Consider the following 17757-nt stretch of genomic DNA (forward strand, 5'->3'; position numbering starts at 1 on the left):
GGGTGATGACGGGATCGAACCGCCGACCCCCTCCTTGTAAGGGAGGTGCTCTCCCAGCTGAGCTAATCACCCACTTCTCAATTTCTTATCTACACGGCGGAGACTACATAAAGTAGTTGGTGGGTGATGACGGGATCGAACCGCCGACCCCCTCCTTGTAAGGGAGGTGCTCTCCCAGCTGAGCTAATCACCCCCGCTGTGTGGAGTCGCATTATAGGGAGAGTTGAAAATGAGTCAACGCATTTTCTAAAGTTTTTGTTTGTTCGTCGTAAAATTAAACAAAACGATCGTGAATTACTCCGCGCTGCATGATTTCTATACGGAAATAGCAAAGCGTAGCGTTCTGACCGGATCAACATTGAGGAATCAAGCCACAGTGATAGAATACAAGGCTATTCATCTTTCCAGGATTTGCCGGTTGTCGGCATCTTTATAAACGTAAGGCCATTTCATGAAAATCAAAACTCGCTTCGCGCCTAGCCCGACAGGTTATCTGCACGTCGGCGGCGCGCGTACTGCTCTTTATTCCTGGCTTTTCGCACGTCACCACGGCGGTGAGTTCGTGCTGCGTATTGAAGACACCGATCTTGAGCGTTCCACGCCGGAAGCCATTGAAGCCATCATGGATGGTATGAACTGGCTGAACCTGGAATGGGACGAAGGCCCATATTTCCAGACCAAACGTTTTGATCGCTATAACGCGGTGATTGACGAGATGCTGGAGGCGGGAACGGCCTATAAATGCTACTGCTCTAAAGAGCGTCTGGAGCAACTGCGTGAAGATCAGATGGCGAAAGGCGAGAAGCCGCGTTATGACGGGCGCTGCCGCCACAGTCACGAACATCATGCCGACGATGAGCCATGCGTGGTGCGCTTTGCTAACCCGCAGGACGGTTCCGTTATTTTTGATGATCAGATCCGTGGGCCGATCGAATTCAGCAATCAGGAGCTGGACGATCTGATCATTCGTCGTACCGACGGTTCGCCGACCTACAACTTCTGTGTGGTGGTGGACGACTGGGATATGGAAATTACCCATGTGATTCGTGGCGAAGACCATATCAACAATACTCCGCGCCAGATTAACATTCTGAAAGCGTTAAACGCGCCGGTGCCGATGTACGCGCATGTGTCGATGATTAACGGCGACGACGGTAAAAAGCTGTCTAAACGTCACGGTGCGGTGAGCGTGATGCAGTATCGCGATGACGGTTATCTGCCGGAAGCGTTGCTGAACTATCTGGTGCGTCTGGGTTGGTCCAGCGGCGATCAGGAAATCTTCACCCGCGAAGAGATGATCAAGCTGTTCTCCCTCGGTGCGGTGAGCAAGTCTGCGAGCGCGTTCAACACCGATAAACTGCTGTGGCTGAACCACCACTATATCAATACGCTGGCGCCGGAATATGTGGCGACGCATTTGCAGTGGCATATCGAGCAGGAAAATATCGACACCCGTAACGGCCCGCAGCTTGCTGAACTGGTGAAGTTGCTGGGCGAACGCTGCAAAACTCTGAAAGAGATGGCGCAGAGCTGCCGCTACTTCTATGAAGACTTCAGCGAGTTTGACGCCGATGCGGCGAAAAAACACCTCCGCCCGGTGGCGCGTCAGCCGCTGGAAGTGGTGCGCGACAAGCTGTCGGCGATTACGGACTGGTCAGCAGAAAACGTCCACCACGCGATTCAGGCCACGGCGGATGAGCTGGAAGTGGGGATGGGTAAAGTAGGGATGCCGCTGCGTGTGGCTGTGACCGGTGCCGGGCAGTCGCCTGCGCTGGATGTCACCGTACATGCGATTGGCAAAACCCGCAGCATTGAGCGCATCAACAAAGCGCTGGGCTTTATCGCCGAGCGTGAAAGCCAGCAGTAACGCCAGCTGAAACAGAATAAACGGCAGGGCAGACGCCTGCCGTTTATTATTTGTTAGTCCGCCTCATTGATACCTAAACGCGTCAGAAATCCGCGAATACCTTCCCGCGATAAAAACAGCGCCAGTTTTTCCTGTTCCTGAGCAGACATATTTTCAACGGCATCAATAATTTGTCGATAAGCGTGACTGTGCGCCGCGTTCGCATATTCTGCGAAAGCCTCTTCCGCCTGATAAAACGCAGGCAGTTTGCGAAAAGCCGGAATATTGAGAATAAACTCCCGCACGCTGGCATCAATATGGATGAGTCTTGCGCGTCCGCCTTTGACGCCGGGAAATTTTTCGGTTTTCCAGTGTTGTTCTCTGATCCAGCGATTGACGGTTTGTCTGGCCACGCCGAGGCATTCAGCCAGCTCTTCAGTGGTCATTTTACTGCGTAATCTTTTCATATTATTTGCTATCGCGTATCCCTAAGCGTTGTAACAAACCGGTAATCCCTTCACGCACGAGGAGAGAGGTAAACTGTTTCTGCTCGGATGAGGTCATCTCTTTGGCGAGCGTCATAAGCAGCGCTTCAAGCGATGCGTTGCTGGCAGGCGTGAATGTGTCTGCGTGATGGTCAACTGAACGTTCAGCGCTGCGGATATATTCACGAACCTGTTCGTTTACATGAACCAGACGGGCTTTACCGCCCTGGACGCCAGGTTTGGGCGATGTTGCCCAGCCTTCTTTCCGTACCCATTTATTGATGGTTTGTCGGCTGTAACCGGTGAGATTAGCGAGTTCTTCTGGCGTCATCCGTTCCTTGAACATAACGATTCCCTGAATAGTCGTGGGGTTAATTAGTGGTTCATTTTATAGCACCATTTTAGTCGAAACCGTGACGTGTTTAACTACTGAATGCGAGTTGTGCCGCAATGTCCTTTATTTGAATGCTTTTTCAGCGATTGAATTCGGCAAGTTCATTTTGCCGTTGACACATGCCGAGGGAATTCATATGATGCCGCCCGTCAACTCGACAAGCTTTACGTAGTGGGGCTATAGCTCAGCTGGGAGAGCGCTTGCATGGCATGCAAGAGGTCAGCGGTTCGATCCCGCTTAGCTCCACCAAATTTACTCCCGATAAATTTGGCGTATACGTAAAAGCACTATGGGGCTATAGCTCAGCTGGGAGAGCGCTTGCATGGCATGCAAGAGGTCAGCGGTTCGATCCCGCTTAGCTCCACCAATATTCAAACCCTCGCTGAAAAGCGGGGGTTTTTGCTTTTTGTCACGAAATTCATGGCGTCTGATCTGTTCTTCAGGTGCGTTTGTTTGCCGCTGCTTTTGCGGTCAATATGAGCTTTTGTTAGATTGCTTCATAATGCGAATATACTTATTATTCATGCGCCTTATATAATGATGTGAGCATTAAAGCAATGCCGGATAAGTGTAACGTATTAAAAAATATAAAAATATTTTTACTGGCTTTCTGCCTGACCGTTCCGGCTATTCTGCTATCTCGTCTCATTTCTCCCCGCGCCACAATTGATTCCAGCTATATCTTTCTGGCCTGGCTACCGCTCTGCGTCATGTTTTCCGTGCTGTTCTTATTTGGCCGCCGTGGCGTCGCGCCGATGGTAGGCGGAATGATGTTGACTAATGAATGGAATTTTCATTTACCTCTGCCACAGGCGATGGTGCTGCTATTTTGCCAGACGTTTCCCGTGTTGCTGGTTTGCGCTATCGTACGCTGGCAGCTGGGCGCGCGCTGGCGCTACGGAATACCCAACCAAGGCATCTGGCTACGCGTTTTCTGGTTAGGGTTAATGACGCCGTTTGGCATAAAAATCAGTATGCATCTGGCGGGGCACTACCTGGCTTTCCCGGTGACCATCTCTACCTTCTTTGGCACCGGCACCGCTATTTTCTCGATTGTTGATTTATTGAGTCTGATTTCTGCCGCGCTTATTTTTACCCTCTTTTTCTATTATCCGCTGCGGATGATAGTCAGCCCGCACTATATTCGTATTTTCTGGCGGAGGGATATCGCTCCTTATCTCGCCAAAGAAAAACGCCTGTTTACGCTTCTCTGGTTTGCCACTCTGGCGACGCTATTAGCGGTGCTGTGTACGCCTTTCGAGACAAAGTATATTGCTGGCTATCTGGTGCCAGTCCTGTTCATTGGATTTACCATCGGCGTGGGGAAAATCAGCTATCCGCTATTGAATTTTAGTTGGGCTCTCACTGCGCTATTCCTGCTTAGCTATAACCGCAATTTTCTGCAGGGCGTGGGCTCAGAATATTCGCTGGCATTTATCCTTTCAGTTCTCATTTCTTTTAGTATTTGTTTGTTGTACATGGCGCGGATTAATCAGCGTAGCGAATGGTTGAATCGACAATGGCACTCGCAGGCGTTGACCGATCCGTTGACGCAGCTGCCTAACCTGCGTGCGCTGGAGCAGTTTCTTTTACAGGATGCCGGGCAAAGCGTGTGTTATTTACGCATGGAAAACTTGGAATTTCTGAGCCGTCATTACGGTATGCAGATGCGCGTGCATTGCGAACGCGAGGTGTTTCGCGTGTTGCAGCCGCTGCTGCTGGAAAAGGAGAAAATTTTCCATCTGCCGGGCAGTGAGTTATTGCTGGTATTGACGGGACCGGAGACGGAAGCCCGCCTGCAATATATGCTCAATGTGCTTAATAACCGCAAAATTTACTGGAACAATACCGGTCTGGACATGGAATACGGCGCATCGTGGGGAACATTCGATGGTCGCCAGGAAACCTTGCAACCGCTGTTGGGGCAGTTAAGCTGGCTGGCGGAGCAATCTTGTTCGCATCGTCGGGTGCTTGCACTGACCCAGAGTATTGAAGCCGCTTCCGGGCAGACGACGGAACGGGTGCTGCGGTTGCAGAAAATCCGTCAGGCGCTGGAGCGTGGTGCGCTGGTTTTGTATGCGCAACCCATTCGCGACGCGCAGGGAAAAGGGTATGACGAGATTCTGACGCGGCTTCGGTGCGACGACGGTATCATGATGCCCAATCAGTTCATTCCGCTTATCGCCCAGTTTAACCTGAGTGTACGGTTTGATATGCAGGTGATGGAAGCGCTCCTGCAATGGTTGTCCGCGCATCCTTCGGCGGAGCAGGGGGCGCGTTTCTCGGTTAATTTGATGCCGCTGACGCTGCTGCAAAAAGAGACGGCGTCGCGCATTATGCAGCTTTTTAAACGCTATGGCGTCCCGCCAGCTTCGGTCATCATCGAAATTACTGAAGAACAGGCCTTCTCTCATTCCGAAATCAGTATGCACAATATCAACCAGCTGCGTAAGTTTGGCCTAAAAATCGCCATTGATGATTTCGGTACTGGTTATGCAAACTATGAACGGCTAAAACGCCTCAAGGCGGACATCATTAAAATCGACGGTTGTTTCGTAAAAGATATTCTGACGGACTCCCTGGATGCGATGATCGTGAAATCCATCACTGATTTAGCGAAAGCGAAATCGTTGAGCGTCGTGGCTGAGTTTGTTGAAACGCCTGCGCAGCGCGATCTGCTATTGCAGCTTGGCGTACACAGTTTGCAGGGATATCTGATTGGCCGCCCGCGCCCGTTAGGTAAATAAGCGGCATAAAAAAACCGGGGATAGCTCCCCGGTTTCTACATTAAACGCAGACTTACAGTACCAGCGCCGCGATAGAGGCGGACAGTACGCTCACCAGCGTAGAACCGTACACCAGCTTCAGACCAAAACGGGAAACCACGTTGCCTTGCTCTTCGTTCAGGCCTTTAATCGCGCCCGCAATAATACCGATGGAAGAGAAGTTCGCGAAGGACACCAGGAAGACGGAGATAATGCCTTCAGCGCGTGGAGAGAGGGTAGAGGCGATTTTCTGCAGATCCATCATCGCCACGAATTCGTTGGAAACCAGTTTGGTCGCCATGATACTTCCTACCTGCAGCGCTTCACTGGACGGTACGCCCATTACCCATGCGACCGGGTAGAAGATGTAACCCAGAATGCCCTGGAAGGAGATGCTGTAACCGAACCAACCGGTAACCGTTGCGAACAGCGCGTTCAGCGCCGCGATCAGCGCGATGAAGCCGATCAGCATCGCCGCGACGATAATCGCCACTTTAAAACCTGCCAGAATGTACTCGCCCAGCATTTCGAAGAAACTTTGGCCTTCATGCAGGTTCGACATCTGAATATTTTCTTCGCTGGCATCAACGGTATAGGGGTTGATCAGCGACAGTACGATAAAGGTGCTGAACATGTTCAGAACCAGCGCTGCGACCACATATTTAGGGTCCAGCATGGTCATATACGCGCCCACAATAGACATGGAAACGGTCGACATCGCCGTTGCAGCCATGGTGTACATGCGGTTACGGGACATTTTGCCGAGGATATCTTTATAAGCGATAAAGTTCTCAGACTGGCCGAGGATCAGCGAGCTGACGGCGTTAAAAGATTCCAGTTTGCCCATACCGTTTACTTTGGACAGCAGGAAACCAATAGCGCGGATGACCACTGGCAGAACACGGATATGCTGAAGAATACCGATCAACGCGGAAATAAAGACGATCGGGCACAATACTTTCAGGAAGAAGAACGCCAAACCTTGATCGTTCATACTGCCGAAGACGAAGTTTGTCCCTTCGTTGGCAAATCCGAGCAGTTTTTCAAACATCTCGGAGAAACCTTTTACGAAGCCAAGGCCAACATCCGAGTTCAGGAAGAACCAGGCCAGTAATACTTCGATAACAAGTAACTGAATGACGTAACGAATGCGAATTTTTTTACGGTCGCTGCTAACCAGCAGTGCGAGTACCGCAACAACGGCAAGCGCCAGGACAAAATGAAGGACGCGGTCCATATTTGCTCCAAATATGAGGCAGGTTTAATTTTCGTGCACATTCTATGCAACAGCCGTAAAGAAAACGAGATCCAACACACACTATAATAAGGACCTGTGACGAGATTCAAAATTAGTGATCTGTAATACACTTTTACTGTACTGAATATGAAAATGAAAAGTTATATCAGTGTGCTAATCTTGTAATGTTAAGCCAAACTGTTCTGATACAGGTCGCCATCGTATCGGTCTATCGTTTCACACTATCAAAGTAATCACCCGTACCCATTGAAATGCACTTGATAATCATTATCAATGAACATAGCATAAAACATAGCAAAGGCTATGTTTTTGAGGCAAAAGATGACTGACAATCGCGTAGAGAATAGCAGCGGACGGGCGGCGCGCAAGCTAAGGCTCGCATTAATGGGACCTGCGTTCATTGCCGCGATTGGTTATATCGATCCCGGTAACTTCGCGACCAATATTCAGGCCGGCGCCAGCTTTGGCTACCAGCTACTCTGGGTGGTGGTCTGGGCGAACCTGATGGCGATGCTGATTCAAATCCTTTCGGCAAAACTCGGAATCGCCACGGGCAAAAACCTGGCGGAGCAAATTCGCGACCATTATCCGCGCCCGGTAGTCTGGTTTTACTGGGTACAGGCGGAAATCATCGCGATGGCCACCGATTTAGCTGAATTTATCGGCGCGGCAATAGGTTTTAAGCTGATCCTGGGCGTCTCTTTATTACAGGGCGCGGTATTGACCGGTATCGCGACGTTTCTGATTTTAATGTTACAACGCCGCGGTCAAAAACCGCTTGAAAAAGTCATCGGCGGTTTACTGCTTTTTGTCGCCGCTGCTTACATTGTGGAGCTGTTTTTCTCTCAGCCTGATATGGCGCAGCTCGGAAAAGGAATGGTTATCCTGGCGCTACCGAACCCGGAAGCCGTATTCTTAGCCGCCGGCGTGCTTGGCGCGACGATTATGCCGCACGTGATTTATCTGCACTCGTCATTAACGCAGCATCTGCACGACGGAACGCGGCAACAACGGTACTCAGCAACAAAATGGGATGTCGCTATTGCCATGACGATTGCCGGTTTTGTCAATCTGGCAATGATGGCGACCGCCGCGGCGGCGTTTCATTTTAGCGGCCACACTGGCATCGCCGACCTCGATCAGGCATACCTGACGCTGGAACCGTTACTAAGCCATGCGGCGGCAACGGTGTTTGGTCTTAGTCTGGTAGCGGCAGGGCTTTCCTCCACCGTGGTAGGGACTCTGGCGGGGCAGGTGGTGATGCAAGGGTTTGTCCGTTTTCACATTCCGCTGTGGGTACGGCGCACCATTACCATGCTGCCCTCATTTATTGTGATTTTGATGGGGCTGGACCCTACCCGAATTCTGGTGATGAGCCAGGTGCTGCTGAGTTTTGGTATTGCGCTGGCGCTGGTGCCGCTCCTGATTTTCACCAGTAACGCTACGCTAATGGGCGAGCTGGTGAACACGCGGCGGGTAAAACAGATTGGCTGGATAATTGTCGTGCTGGTCGTCGCCCTGAATATCTGGTTGCTGGTTGGAACGGTAATGGGATTGTCATAAAGACAGAAAGATAGCAGGCCCGATGCGTGGGCGTCATCGGGCTATTATTCAGCAGGAGGCTTAGTGATGATGTTTGTGACCCCGGCCTCGCCCACGATGATCGTCGCGATCGCGCCAGCCTTCCCGATAACCGCGTTCATACGCTTTACGCTTATCCCAGCCGCGATGATAGCCGTTGTCATGACGCCACCAGCGATTTTTACGCCATTCATAATGGTTGTGCCAGTAATCACGGTCGCGCCAGCGACCACCGTCCCAGTAGTTACCGTAATCATCGCGATCGCCAATCTGTAATTTAATTGAGGGCAACAGGGTGATTTCGCCCGCATTCGCGGCAAGCGGTGTAAAAGCCAGCAAGGCTGCCGCCAGAATCAGTGACCTGAACATACTTTCTCTCCTTCACGATCGAGCCGTCGCCGGCCTGTTAATGCAATATTACAAAGCAGTAAAGATTTGTTTCATCGCCTTAACTCTTAAATCATGAAGGAGAGCATTTTTTGCTAAAACCGGCCCTCCAGAATAGCGTCAATTTCTGCACATTCCGCCGCTGAAAAACGGCGATTGGCCAGCATTCCCACGGCGTCTTCGATTTGCGACGGTTTGCTGGCGCCAATCAGTACCGAGGTAACGTTATCGTTACGCAGCACCCAGGCGAGCGCCATCTGAGACAATTTTTGGCCCCGTCGCGCAGCCAGTTCATTCAACTGGCGAACTTTTTCCAGTTTGTCGGCGGTAATCTGTTCTGGTTTAAGGAAACGGCTTCCGCTCGCCGCGCGGGAATCTTCCGGAATGCCATTCAGATAACGGTCAGTGAGCTGCCCGCCCGCCAGCGGCGAGAAGGCAATACTACCGACGCCTTTTTCCTGCAACAGCGCCAGCAGCCCGTCCTCTACCCAACGCTCAAAAAGCGAATATTTAGGCTGATGAATCAGGCAAGGCGTGCCGAGATCCTCCAGAATATCGATAGCTTGTCTGGCCAGATCGGCAGGATAGTTAGAGATCCCCACGTACAACGCTTTGCCCTGGCGCACAAGGTGATCTAACGCTTTCATCGTCTCTTTAAGCGGCGTTTCGGGATCGGGACGATGGTGATAAAAGATGTCGACATACTCCAGCCCCATACGTTTCAGGCTTTGATCGAGGCTGGCGATAAGGTATTTCCGTGAACCCCAGTCGCCATAAGGGCCATCCCACATGGTGTAGCCCGCTTTGGTGGAGATGATCAACTCATCGCGCCACGGTAAAAAATCTTCCTGCAGAATGCGGCCAAAATTGCATTCTGCGGAGCCCGGCGGCGGCCCATAATTATTGGCGAGATCAAAGTGGGTAATGCCCAGATCGAACGCGCGTTGCAGCAGCGCCCGGCTATTTTCTACCCGTGTCGCATCGCCGAAGTTGTGCCATAACCCCAGCGAAATGGCGGGAAGTTTGACGCCGCTGCGCCCGCAGCGACGATACTCCATTGTGTGATAACGATTTTCATCGGGCTGATAAATCATGACCTTTCCCCCTGTGGCGTGAATAAATAGTGTATACGGTTACACTCGCCAGGCGGTATCCGGATTTTACTGTTCACCGCTGTAAACATTGTTTTCCAGGCTTTCATCCCGCCGTGGCTGGACAGCCATCGCCATTTCTTAATACTCAACATAATGTCAACGTCAGAAGGAAAGCTGTCATGCAAAACCCCTATACCGTGGCCGACTATTTGCTGGACAGACTGGCAGGATGCGGCATTGGCCATCTTTTTGGCGTACCGGGCGATTATAACTTGCAGTTTCTTGACCATGTGATTGACCACCCGACCTTGCGTTGGGTGGGATGCGCTAATGAGCTGAACGCCGCTTATGCCGCGGACGGTTATGCGCGCATGTCGGGCGCTGGAGCGCTACTCACCACCTTTGGCGTGGGAGAACTTAGCGCTATTAACGGTATCGCGGGCAGTTACGCGGAATATGTCCCGGTCTTGCATATCGTCGGCGCGCCCTGTAGCGCTGCGCAGCAGCGTGGCGAATTGATGCACCATACCCTCGGCGACGGCGATTTTCGTCATTTTTATCGCATGAGTCAGGCGATATCTGTTGCCAGCGCAATATTGGATGAACAGAACGCCTGTTTCGAGATTGACCGCGTATTGGGTGAAATGCTTGCCGCACGCAGGCCAGGATACATCATGTTGCCCGCCGACGTGGCGAAAAAAACGGCCATCCCGCCTACGGAGGCGCTGGCGTTGCCCGTGCATGAAGCGCAAAGCGGTGTGGAGACGGCTTTTCGTTACCACGCCCGTCAGTGCCTGATGAACAGTCGGCGCATTGCGCTATTGGCCGACTTTCTTGCCGGGCGTTTTGGTTTACGACCACTGTTGCAGCGCTGGATGGCGGAAACGCCCATCGCTCATGCGACACTACTGATGGGGAAGGGGCTTTTTGATGAGCAGCACCCGAACTTCGTTGGCACCTATAGCGCAGGCGCCAGCAGCAAAGAAGTGCGTCAGGCCATAGAGGACGCCGATAGGGTTATCTGCGTCGGCACCCGTTTTGTCGATACCCTTACGGCCGGATTTACTCAACAATTGCCGGCGGAACGCACGCTGGAGATTCAGCCTTACGCGTCGCGCATCGGCGAAACTTGGTTCAACCTCCCGATGGCGCAGGCGGTGTCTACGCTGCGCGAACTGTGCCTTGAATGCGCTTTTGCGCCGCCGCCGACGCGTTCCGCCGGACAGCCAGTGCGGATTGATAAGGGAGAACTGACCCAGGAAAGTTTCTGGCAAACTTTACAGCAGTATCTCAAACCCGGCGATATTCTCCTTGTCGACCAGGGGACCGCAGCTTTTGGCGCTGCCGCGCTGTCGCTTCCTGACGGCGCGGAGGTTGTGGTACAGCCGCTGTGGGGATCTATCGGCTATTCCTTGCCCGCCGCGTTTGGCGCGCAAACCGCCTGCCCCGATCGGCGGGTGATTCTGATTATCGGCGATGGCGCGGCGCAGCTCACGATTCAGGAGATGGGCTCGATGTTACGCGACGGGCAGGCGCTGGTCATCCTGCTGCTCAACAATGACGGCTATACCGTAGAGCGCGCCATTCACGGCGCGGCCCAGCGGTATAACGACATCGCGAGCTGGAACTGGACGCAGATACCACCGGCGCTAAACGCGGCGCAACAGGCGGAGTGCTGGCGGGTGACGCAGGCTATCCAACTGGCGGAGGTCCTCGAACGGCTGGCGCGCCCACAACGTCTGTCATTTATTGAAGTGATGTTGCCAAAAGCCGATCTGCCGGAATTACTGCGTACCGTGACCCGGGCGCTGGAAGCCCGCAACGGGGGATAATGGCCCCCGCTGCGCCGGATTAGGGTTCGTGACGGTTGGCGGCCAGCAACGGTTTTCCCGCCAGCAATAGCCAGGCGGGGAGCATCACAATGCAGAGCAGCGGCAGCAGATTGGTATCCGGTACGACGACTGCCGCCATAAACAGACTGAGCCAGCCGTCGCGCGTCACTACCAGCACTAAGCCAAGAATCGCGCAGGAGACGGTAATCGCCGCGGGTACGGCCTCAACATGGGCATGGAGCATGAGCCCCAGCGCCGCGCCGATAAACACAGCCGGAAAAATGCGCCCGCCGCGAAAGCCGCTCGCCGCCGCGATGACCAGCGCGGCGAGTTTGACGACGGCTAAGGTAAAATAATCTCCCGCGCCCAACGTCTGGCTAAACGCCATTTGTTGCATTTCGTCCAGTCCTTTAAACAGGGTAAGCGGCCCGCCAATGACGCCCAGAATACCCAGTATAAAACCGCCAATGCCGAGAATCAGGACCGGATTTTTCAGTCGGTGCAGCAACTCATGCAGACGCGGAAGACACCAGACGGCGACCATCCCGGCGGCAATGGCGATCGCCGCGACGATCGCTCCGCTGGCAATGTCCACCAGCCGCATCTGCGTGTAATGGGCGATGGGTAACGAAAAATGCGGATGAAAGAACAGGCTGGTGGTGAGTGACCCCGCCGCTGCCGCCATTAACGGCGCAAACAGGCGATCCCACATGGGAATATCGTTAGAGCCGCTAAGGGTTTGCGAAAAAATCAGCGCTGCGGCGACGGGCGTGCCGAATAGCGCGCCGATGGTGCCCGCTGAGGCCAGAATCGTCCAGTCTAACGCCGTGATACGCGGAAACAGGCGGGAACCGAAAGCCGCCGCCAGCGCGATATTTATTGTCATTATCGGATGCTCTGGCCCCAAACTTACCCCACCAGCAAGGCCGATGATTAAGGCGAGAAGCAGCCCGGGCAGCGCAGATGGCGAGACCGGCATACTGATTAACGGTTCGATGGCCGGATCGGGGCCAGCGTGTCCGGGACTGTAACGGATAATCAAACCCACCACGATCCCAGTTAGCGTGAGCATACCCACTATCCAGAACGGCGAATCATAAGCGATTCCGATGCTGGCGGGCAGTCGTTGCCAAAGAAATTGCTGAAAAACCGACGCGACTTTCATCGAGGCGATTAAAACCAGGCTTGACGCTACGCCAATAATCAGTGCGGGGAGCGACAGCAGCAGCATCGTTCGGGCACGCGGGTGGAACATAATCTCTTCCTTACACGGGGTCGTATACCTATTTTGCACAGCCTGCCCGACGGCATTGCTGCAATTGGTGCTGAAACAAGAAAGTAATTCTGTGATGAAGATCTATATTTATAGGCAGTCAGCCTGATGGCCGTTGTTGTTATGCCCCCATGAATTTACAGTGTGACAAAGACTTATTTTGACTTTAGCGGAGCAGTAGAAGAATGACAAAGTATGCTTTAGTAGGAGATGTAGGCGGCACGAATGCGCGTCTTGCCCTGTGTGATATCGCCAGTGGAGAAATCTCGCAGGCCAAAACGTATTCCGGCCTGGATTATCCCAGTCTTGAGGCCGTGGTGCGCGTTTATCTCGATGAGCATAGCGTCAGCGTGGAAGATGGTTGTATCGCCATAGCCTGCCCGATTACCGGTGACTGGGTAGCGATGACTAACCATACCTGGGCTTTTTCTATTGCGGAAATGAAAAAAAATCTCGGCTTTAGCCATCTGGAAATCATCAACGATTTCACCGCCGTGTCGATGGCGATCCCGATGCTGAAAAAAGAGCATTTAATTCAGTTCGGCGGCGGCGAACCGGTAGACGGCAAACCTATTGCGGTGTATGGCGCGGGAACCGGCTTGGGCGTGGCGCATCTGGTGCATGTGGATAAGCGTTGGATTAGCCTTGCGGGCGAAGGCGGACATGTCGATTTTGCGCCTAATAGCGAAGAAGAAGCTATGATTCTGGAAATATTGCGCGCCGAAATTGGCCATGTTTCCGCCGAGCGCGTGCTGTCTGGCCCCGGGCTGGTGAATCTTTACCGGGCGATAGTTAAGTCCGACAACCGTCTGCCGGAAAATCTGCGCCCGAAAGATATTACCGAACGCGCCCTGGCGGATAGCTGTATCGATTGTCGCCGCGCGTTGTCGCTCTTTTGCGTCATCATGGGGCGATTTGGCGGCGACCTGGCGTTAACCATGGGGACATTTGGCGGCGTTTATATCGCTGGCGGTATTGTCCCGCGCTTCCTGGAATTTTTTAAAGCGTCCGGCTTCCGTGGTGGCTTTGAAGATAAAGGCCGCTTTAAAGATTATGTACACGGTATTCCGGTCTATCTGATTATCCATGATAACCCCGGCTTGTTAGGTTCCGGCGCGCATCTGCGCCAGACATTAGGTCATATTCTATAAGCCAGATGGTGGCATAAACGCCTTATCCGGCCTACAAAAGTGTGTCATCTGTAGGCCTGATAAGCGCAGCGTCATCAGGCAATTAATCATTCTCTTGCCAGTCTCAAACCGCGTGCCTCACGCGGTTTTTTTCATTGCCTTTCCTGTGCAAGAATACTTCAACTGTCTGAATTATTTCACTTTACTCTTGCTGAGCGAAAGGTCAAACACCAGCGCGTTGAGTCATCACGTCATGGCGGTTAGTCAGGCGAAAACAGGGATTTATTTTACTATACGTATCCGGTTCGCTGCCTTATTTACGGTTTCATCGCGGCAGCTTGCCGGAAAGGATCTTTATTTTCGGGGAAATGTCTCTGAAAAATACCGCAATATGACATGATCGAATACCGTTAGCGTTAGTAAGGGTTTTGATTAAAGAGGAAAAACCACAAAATCAAAAGGGGATTATTTGAGATAAGGTTTATTGACAGGAAATTATCGTCGGCTGCGCCACGTTACGTAAATTCAATGATATCAATTTGTTAATAATATAATTTATTTGATGTTATAACTGACACGCTTAAAAAGTAAGTTTTTACGCTTGCTCCTCTTTTTTGTCGCTAAAAATATTTTCATTAGCCTCTCGACAGGAAGAAAATTTTCAGGCTATTTTCTAAAGGAGCCACCATCGTGGCAGCGTCGCTCGGACGGTCCGGGCGCTAACGTTAATCTGAGGATATTATGGCTGACTTCCGCCCTGAACGTCGCTTTACGCGTATCGATCGCCTTCCGCCCTATGTTTTTAACATCACCGCTGAACTCAAAATGGCTGCGCGTCGGCGCGGCGAAGATATTATTGATTTCAGTATGGGTAATCCTGATGGCGCAACCCCTCCCCACATTGTCGAAAAACTTTGCACCGTCGCGCAGCGTCCGGATACGCACGGTTATTCCACGTCTCGCGGCATACCGCGCTTACGCCGCGCGATTTCTCACTGGTATCAGGAACGTTATGATGTCGATATCGATCCGGAAACCGAAGCGATTGTGACCATCGGTTCCAAAGAGGGACTGGCGCATTTAATGCTGGCGACGCTGGATCATGGTGATACGGTACTGGTGCCGAACCCCAGTTACCCGATTCATATCTATGGCGCCGTTATCGCCGGGGCGCAGGTGCGTTCGGTTCCATTGGTAGAGGGGGTGGATTTCTTCAACGAGCTGGAGCGCGCTATTCGCGAAAGTTATCCGAAACCGAAAATGATGATTTTGGGTTTTCCGTCTAACCCTACGGCCCAGTGCGTCGAACTGGAATTTTTTGAAAAAGTGGTCGCTCTGGCTAAACGTTATGATGTGCTGGTAGTGCACGATCTGGCGTATGCCGATATCGTGTACGACGGCTGGAAAGCGCCATCCATTATGCAGGTGCCTGGCGCGCGCGACGTGGCGGTCGAATTTTTCACACTGTCGAAAAGCTATAATATGGCGGGCTGGCGTATTGGGTTTATGGTGGGCAATAAAACCCTGGTCAGCGCGCTAGCGCGCATTAAAAGTTATCACGATTATGGCACCTTTACCCCGCTTCAGGTGGCGGCTATCGCCGCTCTGGAAGGCGATCAGCAGTGCGTGCGCGATATCGCCGAGCAGTATAAACGTCGTCGCGATGTGCTGGTGAAGGGGCTGCATGAGGCGGGCTGGATGGTTGAAATGCCGAAAGCCTCAATGTACGTCTGGGCGAAAATCCCGGAGCAATATGCGGCGATGGGATCGCTTGAGTTTGCCAAGAAGCTGCTGAATGAGGCGAAGGTTTGCGTTTCTCCAGGGATAGGCTTTGGTGATTATGGCGACACCCATGTACGCTTTGCATTAATAGAGAATCGCGACCGCATTCGCCAGGCCGTCAGAGGGATTAAAGCGATGTTCCGCGCTGATGGCGTGCTGCCGTCACATCCAAAACCCGTTGAAGCGAGCACGGAGTAGAAAAGCAAACAGGAGCCCCATGGCTCCTGTTTTTCTTTGCATTGTACTTTTAAATCATCAGGGCGAAAGTACCGGCCCAAACGATGACCATAAATGAAATGCCCATAAAGAAATATTTCACGTTTCATCTCTCCGCGTACCTGTCGTACGCCTAAATGAACTTACACTTACCTGATTATAGAGAGTTGATGCCGGACAATACGAAATTGAGAATTATTCGTGTTTCGACCGCCTGCATCACCTCAGAATTCTGCGCGTCATCGCTCCAGACGGCGCTAATGTACGCCTAAAAATGAGGTGAAACAAGAGGCATTTTCTTATTTACTTTTAGTAACTTACAAGTGTCGGGAATCGGCGACAGTTTAATTTCTGACAGTGATGAATCGCTATTGAGCGACGCCGCCGACACAGTAAAAAATCGCCTGTAAACAGGAGACTTATCGCTAAAAGCAGGAATGAGTAATTTACGATATGAATATTATGGCAATGCGGAATGACAAAATAAAAGGCCTTGCGGCCTTTTTCAGATGTAGAGTGACGCTTCTCCCAACGGGCGAGTCTTGAAACGGCGATGAATCCAGAGATATTGCTCCGGGGCGCGCATGATCTCTTTCTCAATAATTTTATTCATATAGGCAGCGGCTTGATTTTCATCTGCCGGGTAACCTTCCATTTCAGGGGTAATATACAGACGATAACCCGAGTTATCGGATTTCCTTACCATTGTAACGGTCAACATGGCGGCGCCAGACAGCCTGGACAGTACATAGGTACCGTTGGTGGTGGCGACGTTTTCAACCGCGAAAAATGGCGCAAAGGAGCTGCCTTTAGGACCGTAGTCCTGGTCGGGAGCAAACCAAACGGCTTCCCCTTTTTTTAGCGCGCCCACAATGCCGCGCAGATTGTTTCTGCCGATCATCGCTTTATTTGAGCGCATACGACCGCGCGTCTGAACCCACTCCATGAGCGGATTGTTATGCGGACGATAGGTCGCCATCATTGGCTGGCAGAGACCCATTACCCGGCCTCCCAATTCCAGCGACATAAAATGCACGCCAACGACCATTACGCCGCGATTTTGCGCCTGCGCACGGGTGAGGTTGTCCAGCCCGTCCACATCAAACCATTTGCGAACCCGGCTATCAGGCCAGAACCAGGCCATGCCCGTTTCAAGCAGCGCCATGCCAAGAGAGTGGAAATTCTCGGCGATCAGTTTTTCCCTTTCTTCCCGGGAGAGGGTCGGAAAACAGAGTTCAATATTTTTCTGGGCGATCGACTCACGTCGCTTCAGGAAGGGGCGCGCCAGCTTACCGGTGCGGGTGCCCAGAAAACGCAAAACCGGGTAGGGAAGCTGCACCAGTAACCAGAGGACGCCAACGCCAAACCACGTCAGCCAGTAGCGCGGGTGCAAAAACGCGCGTGAAAATTTGCTTTGAGGAAACATAAAATACCTTCTGTAGATACGAAAATAATGTATCGCAGAAGAGTCATTATCCGCAGCGGTACACTCTGAAATACGCATCATCCTTCAAGTTGCGTTCGCTTATCCGAAGCACTTACTTGAGTAAGCCCATCAGGGTAACTTGAATGATTTGCGTATAGTTAGGCCATCATGTACGACAATGGTTCCCGTAAGGAGTGTAAAACTAAGTCAGTACTAAACCACGAGGGCATGAACGCCAGGCAGGCTAATGTACCACCAGTTATTTACTCGCGCCCAGAAATTCTTTAT

General features: G+C 52.1%; 14 protein-coding genes and 4 tRNA genes. 8 read left to right on the forward strand and 10 right to left on the reverse strand.

Going from position 1 to position 17757, the window contains the following annotated elements; genetic code table 11:
- A tRNA-Val gene (locus ACLJRE_RS16855) sits at positions 1–72 on the reverse strand.
- Between the two features lie 45 nt (positions 73–117).
- Positions 118–193 (reverse strand) — tRNA-Val (locus ACLJRE_RS16860).
- Positions 194–451: 258 nt separating this feature from the next.
- On the opposite strand from ACLJRE_RS16860, the gene gltX reads away from it, so the two are divergent.
- Entirely contained in the window at positions 452–1867 is a 1416-nt protein-coding gene (gltX, locus tag ACLJRE_RS16865; protein WP_000695623.1) for a glutamate--tRNA ligase, read from the forward strand.
- 53 nt (positions 1868–1920) lie between these two features.
- Here gltX and ACLJRE_RS16870 read toward each other — a convergent pair whose 3' ends face one another.
- Entirely contained in the window at positions 1921–2313 is a 393-nt protein-coding gene (locus ACLJRE_RS16870; protein WP_000826514.1) for a MerR family transcriptional regulator, read from the reverse strand.
- A gap of 1 nt (position 2314) precedes the next feature.
- Positions 2315–2677 (reverse strand): MerR family transcriptional regulator, encoded by a 363-nt coding sequence (locus ACLJRE_RS16875; protein WP_000472034.1) that lies wholly within the window; start codon positions 2675–2677, stop codon positions 2315–2317.
- A gap of 221 nt (positions 2678–2898) precedes the next feature.
- Between ACLJRE_RS16875 and ACLJRE_RS16880 the strand changes: the two genes are divergently transcribed.
- The 3 genes from ACLJRE_RS16880 (at position 2899) to ACLJRE_RS16890 (ending at position 5472) form a co-directional block, all read left to right on the forward strand.
- A tRNA-Ala gene (locus ACLJRE_RS16880) sits at positions 2899–2974 on the forward strand.
- A gap of 42 nt (positions 2975–3016) precedes the next feature.
- Positions 3017–3092, forward strand: a tRNA-Ala gene (locus ACLJRE_RS16885).
- 190 nt (positions 3093–3282) lie between these two features.
- Entirely contained in the window at positions 3283–5472 is a 2190-nt protein-coding gene (locus tag ACLJRE_RS16890) for a sensor domain-containing phosphodiesterase (protein WP_001112936.1), read from the forward strand.
- Between the two features lie 52 nt (positions 5473–5524).
- Here the strand turns inward: ACLJRE_RS16890 and nupC are convergent, their stop codons facing one another.
- The gene (gene nupC / locus ACLJRE_RS16895) at positions 5525–6727 is read right to left on the reverse strand and encodes a nucleoside permease NupC (RefSeq protein WP_000376343.1); all 1203 of its coding nucleotides are present in this window, start codon (positions 6725–6727) and stop codon (positions 5525–5527) included.
- A 342-nt stretch (positions 6728–7069) separates the two neighbouring features.
- Between nupC and ACLJRE_RS16900 the strand changes: the two genes are divergently transcribed.
- Entirely contained in the window at positions 7070–8311 is a 1242-nt protein-coding gene (locus tag ACLJRE_RS16900; RefSeq protein WP_023212342.1) for an Nramp family divalent metal transporter, read from the forward strand.
- Positions 8312–8371: 60 nt separating this feature from the next.
- Here the strand turns inward: ACLJRE_RS16900 and ypeC are convergent, their stop codons facing one another.
- Both ypeC and mgrA read right to left on the reverse strand, forming a co-directional pair.
- Positions 8372–8698, reverse strand: a complete 327-nt coding sequence (gene ypeC / locus ACLJRE_RS16905; protein WP_000490091.1) for a DUF2502 domain-containing protein YpeC — start codon at positions 8696–8698, stop codon at positions 8372–8374.
- Between the two features lie 113 nt (positions 8699–8811).
- Positions 8812–9810, reverse strand: a complete 999-nt coding sequence (mgrA, locus tag ACLJRE_RS16910; protein ID WP_000640283.1) for an L-glyceraldehyde 3-phosphate reductase — start codon at positions 9808–9810, stop codon at positions 8812–8814.
- A 179-nt stretch (positions 9811–9989) separates the two neighbouring features.
- Between mgrA and ACLJRE_RS16915 the strand changes: the two genes are divergently transcribed.
- Positions 9990–11642 carry an alpha-keto acid decarboxylase family protein gene (locus ACLJRE_RS16915; protein WP_023212343.1) on the forward strand — a complete coding sequence of 551 codons (1653 nt, stop codon included), beginning with the start codon at positions 9990–9992 and terminating at the stop codon, positions 11640–11642.
- A gap of 19 nt (positions 11643–11661) precedes the next feature.
- On the opposite strand, the gene ACLJRE_RS16920 is transcribed toward ACLJRE_RS16915, so the two are convergent.
- Positions 11662–12897, reverse strand: coding sequence for an ion channel protein (locus ACLJRE_RS16920; protein WP_000468932.1), 1236 nt, complete (start codon positions 12895–12897; stop codon positions 11662–11664).
- A gap of 203 nt (positions 12898–13100) precedes the next feature.
- Here ACLJRE_RS16920 and glk point away from each other — a divergent pair, with 203 nt between their 5' ends.
- Together glk and alaC are read left to right on the forward strand one after the other, a co-directional pair.
- Positions 13101–14066, forward strand: a complete 966-nt coding sequence (gene glk, locus ACLJRE_RS16925) for a glucokinase (protein ID WP_023212344.1) — start codon at positions 13101–13103, stop codon at positions 14064–14066.
- Between the two features lie 720 nt (positions 14067–14786).
- Positions 14787–16025, forward strand: coding sequence for an alanine transaminase (gene alaC / locus ACLJRE_RS16930; protein WP_000763118.1), 1239 nt, complete (start codon positions 14787–14789; stop codon positions 16023–16025).
- A 49-nt stretch (positions 16026–16074) separates the two neighbouring features.
- Here the strand turns inward: alaC and ypdK are convergent, their stop codons facing one another.
- Both ypdK and lpxP read right to left on the reverse strand, forming a co-directional pair.
- Positions 16075–16146: a membrane protein YpdK gene (gene ypdK, locus ACLJRE_RS16935; RefSeq protein WP_010723117.1), complete on the reverse strand. Its 72-nt coding sequence runs from the start codon at positions 16144–16146 to the stop codon at positions 16075–16077.
- Positions 16147–16548: 402 nt separating this feature from the next.
- Positions 16549–17469, reverse strand: a complete 921-nt coding sequence (gene lpxP / locus ACLJRE_RS16940) for a kdo(2)-lipid IV(A) palmitoleoyltransferase (protein WP_000484431.1) — start codon at positions 17467–17469, stop codon at positions 16549–16551.
- Between the last annotated feature and the right edge of the window lie 288 nt (positions 17470–17757).

It is taken from the genome of Salmonella sp. SAL04157 (assembly GCF_046551635.1).
GTDB classification, from domain to species: domain Bacteria; phylum Pseudomonadota; class Gammaproteobacteria; order Enterobacterales; family Enterobacteriaceae; genus Salmonella; species Salmonella enterica.

Coding starts and splice junctions, on each gene's coding strand:
- ACLJRE_RS16870 (WP_000826514.1), bottom strand. CDS start 2,313: ATGAAAAGATTACGCAGTAAAATGACCACTGAAGAGCTGGCTGAATGC.
- ACLJRE_RS16900 (WP_023212342.1), top strand. CDS start 7,070: ATGACTGACAATCGCGTAGAGAATAGCAGCGGACGGGCGGCGCGCAAG.
- ypeC (WP_000490091.1), bottom strand. CDS start 8,698: ATGTTCAGGTCACTGATTCTGGCGGCAGCCTTGCTGGCTTTTACACCG.
- nupC (WP_000376343.1), bottom strand. CDS start 6,727: ATGGACCGCGTCCTTCATTTTGTCCTGGCGCTTGCCGTTGTTGCGGTA.
- alaC (WP_000763118.1), top strand. CDS start 14,787: ATGGCTGACTTCCGCCCTGAACGTCGCTTTACGCGTATCGATCGCCTT.
- glk (WP_023212344.1), top strand. CDS start 13,101: ATGACAAAGTATGCTTTAGTAGGAGATGTAGGCGGCACGAATGCGCGT.
- ACLJRE_RS16890 (WP_001112936.1), top strand. CDS start 3,283: ATGCCGGATAAGTGTAACGTATTAAAAAATATAAAAATATTTTTACTG.
- gltX (WP_000695623.1), top strand. CDS start 452: ATGAAAATCAAAACTCGCTTCGCGCCTAGCCCGACAGGTTATCTGCAC.
- ACLJRE_RS16920 (WP_000468932.1), bottom strand. CDS start 12,897: ATGTTCCACCCGCGTGCCCGAACGATGCTGCTGCTGTCGCTCCCCGCA.
- ACLJRE_RS16875 (WP_000472034.1), bottom strand. CDS start 2,677: ATGTTCAAGGAACGGATGACGCCAGAAGAACTCGCTAATCTCACCGGT.
- ACLJRE_RS16915 (WP_023212343.1), top strand. CDS start 9,990: ATGCAAAACCCCTATACCGTGGCCGACTATTTGCTGGACAGACTGGCA.
- mgrA (WP_000640283.1), bottom strand. CDS start 9,810: ATGATTTATCAGCCCGATGAAAATCGTTATCACACAATGGAGTATCGT.
- lpxP (WP_000484431.1), bottom strand. CDS start 17,469: ATGTTTCCTCAAAGCAAATTTTCACGCGCGTTTTTGCACCCGCGCTAC.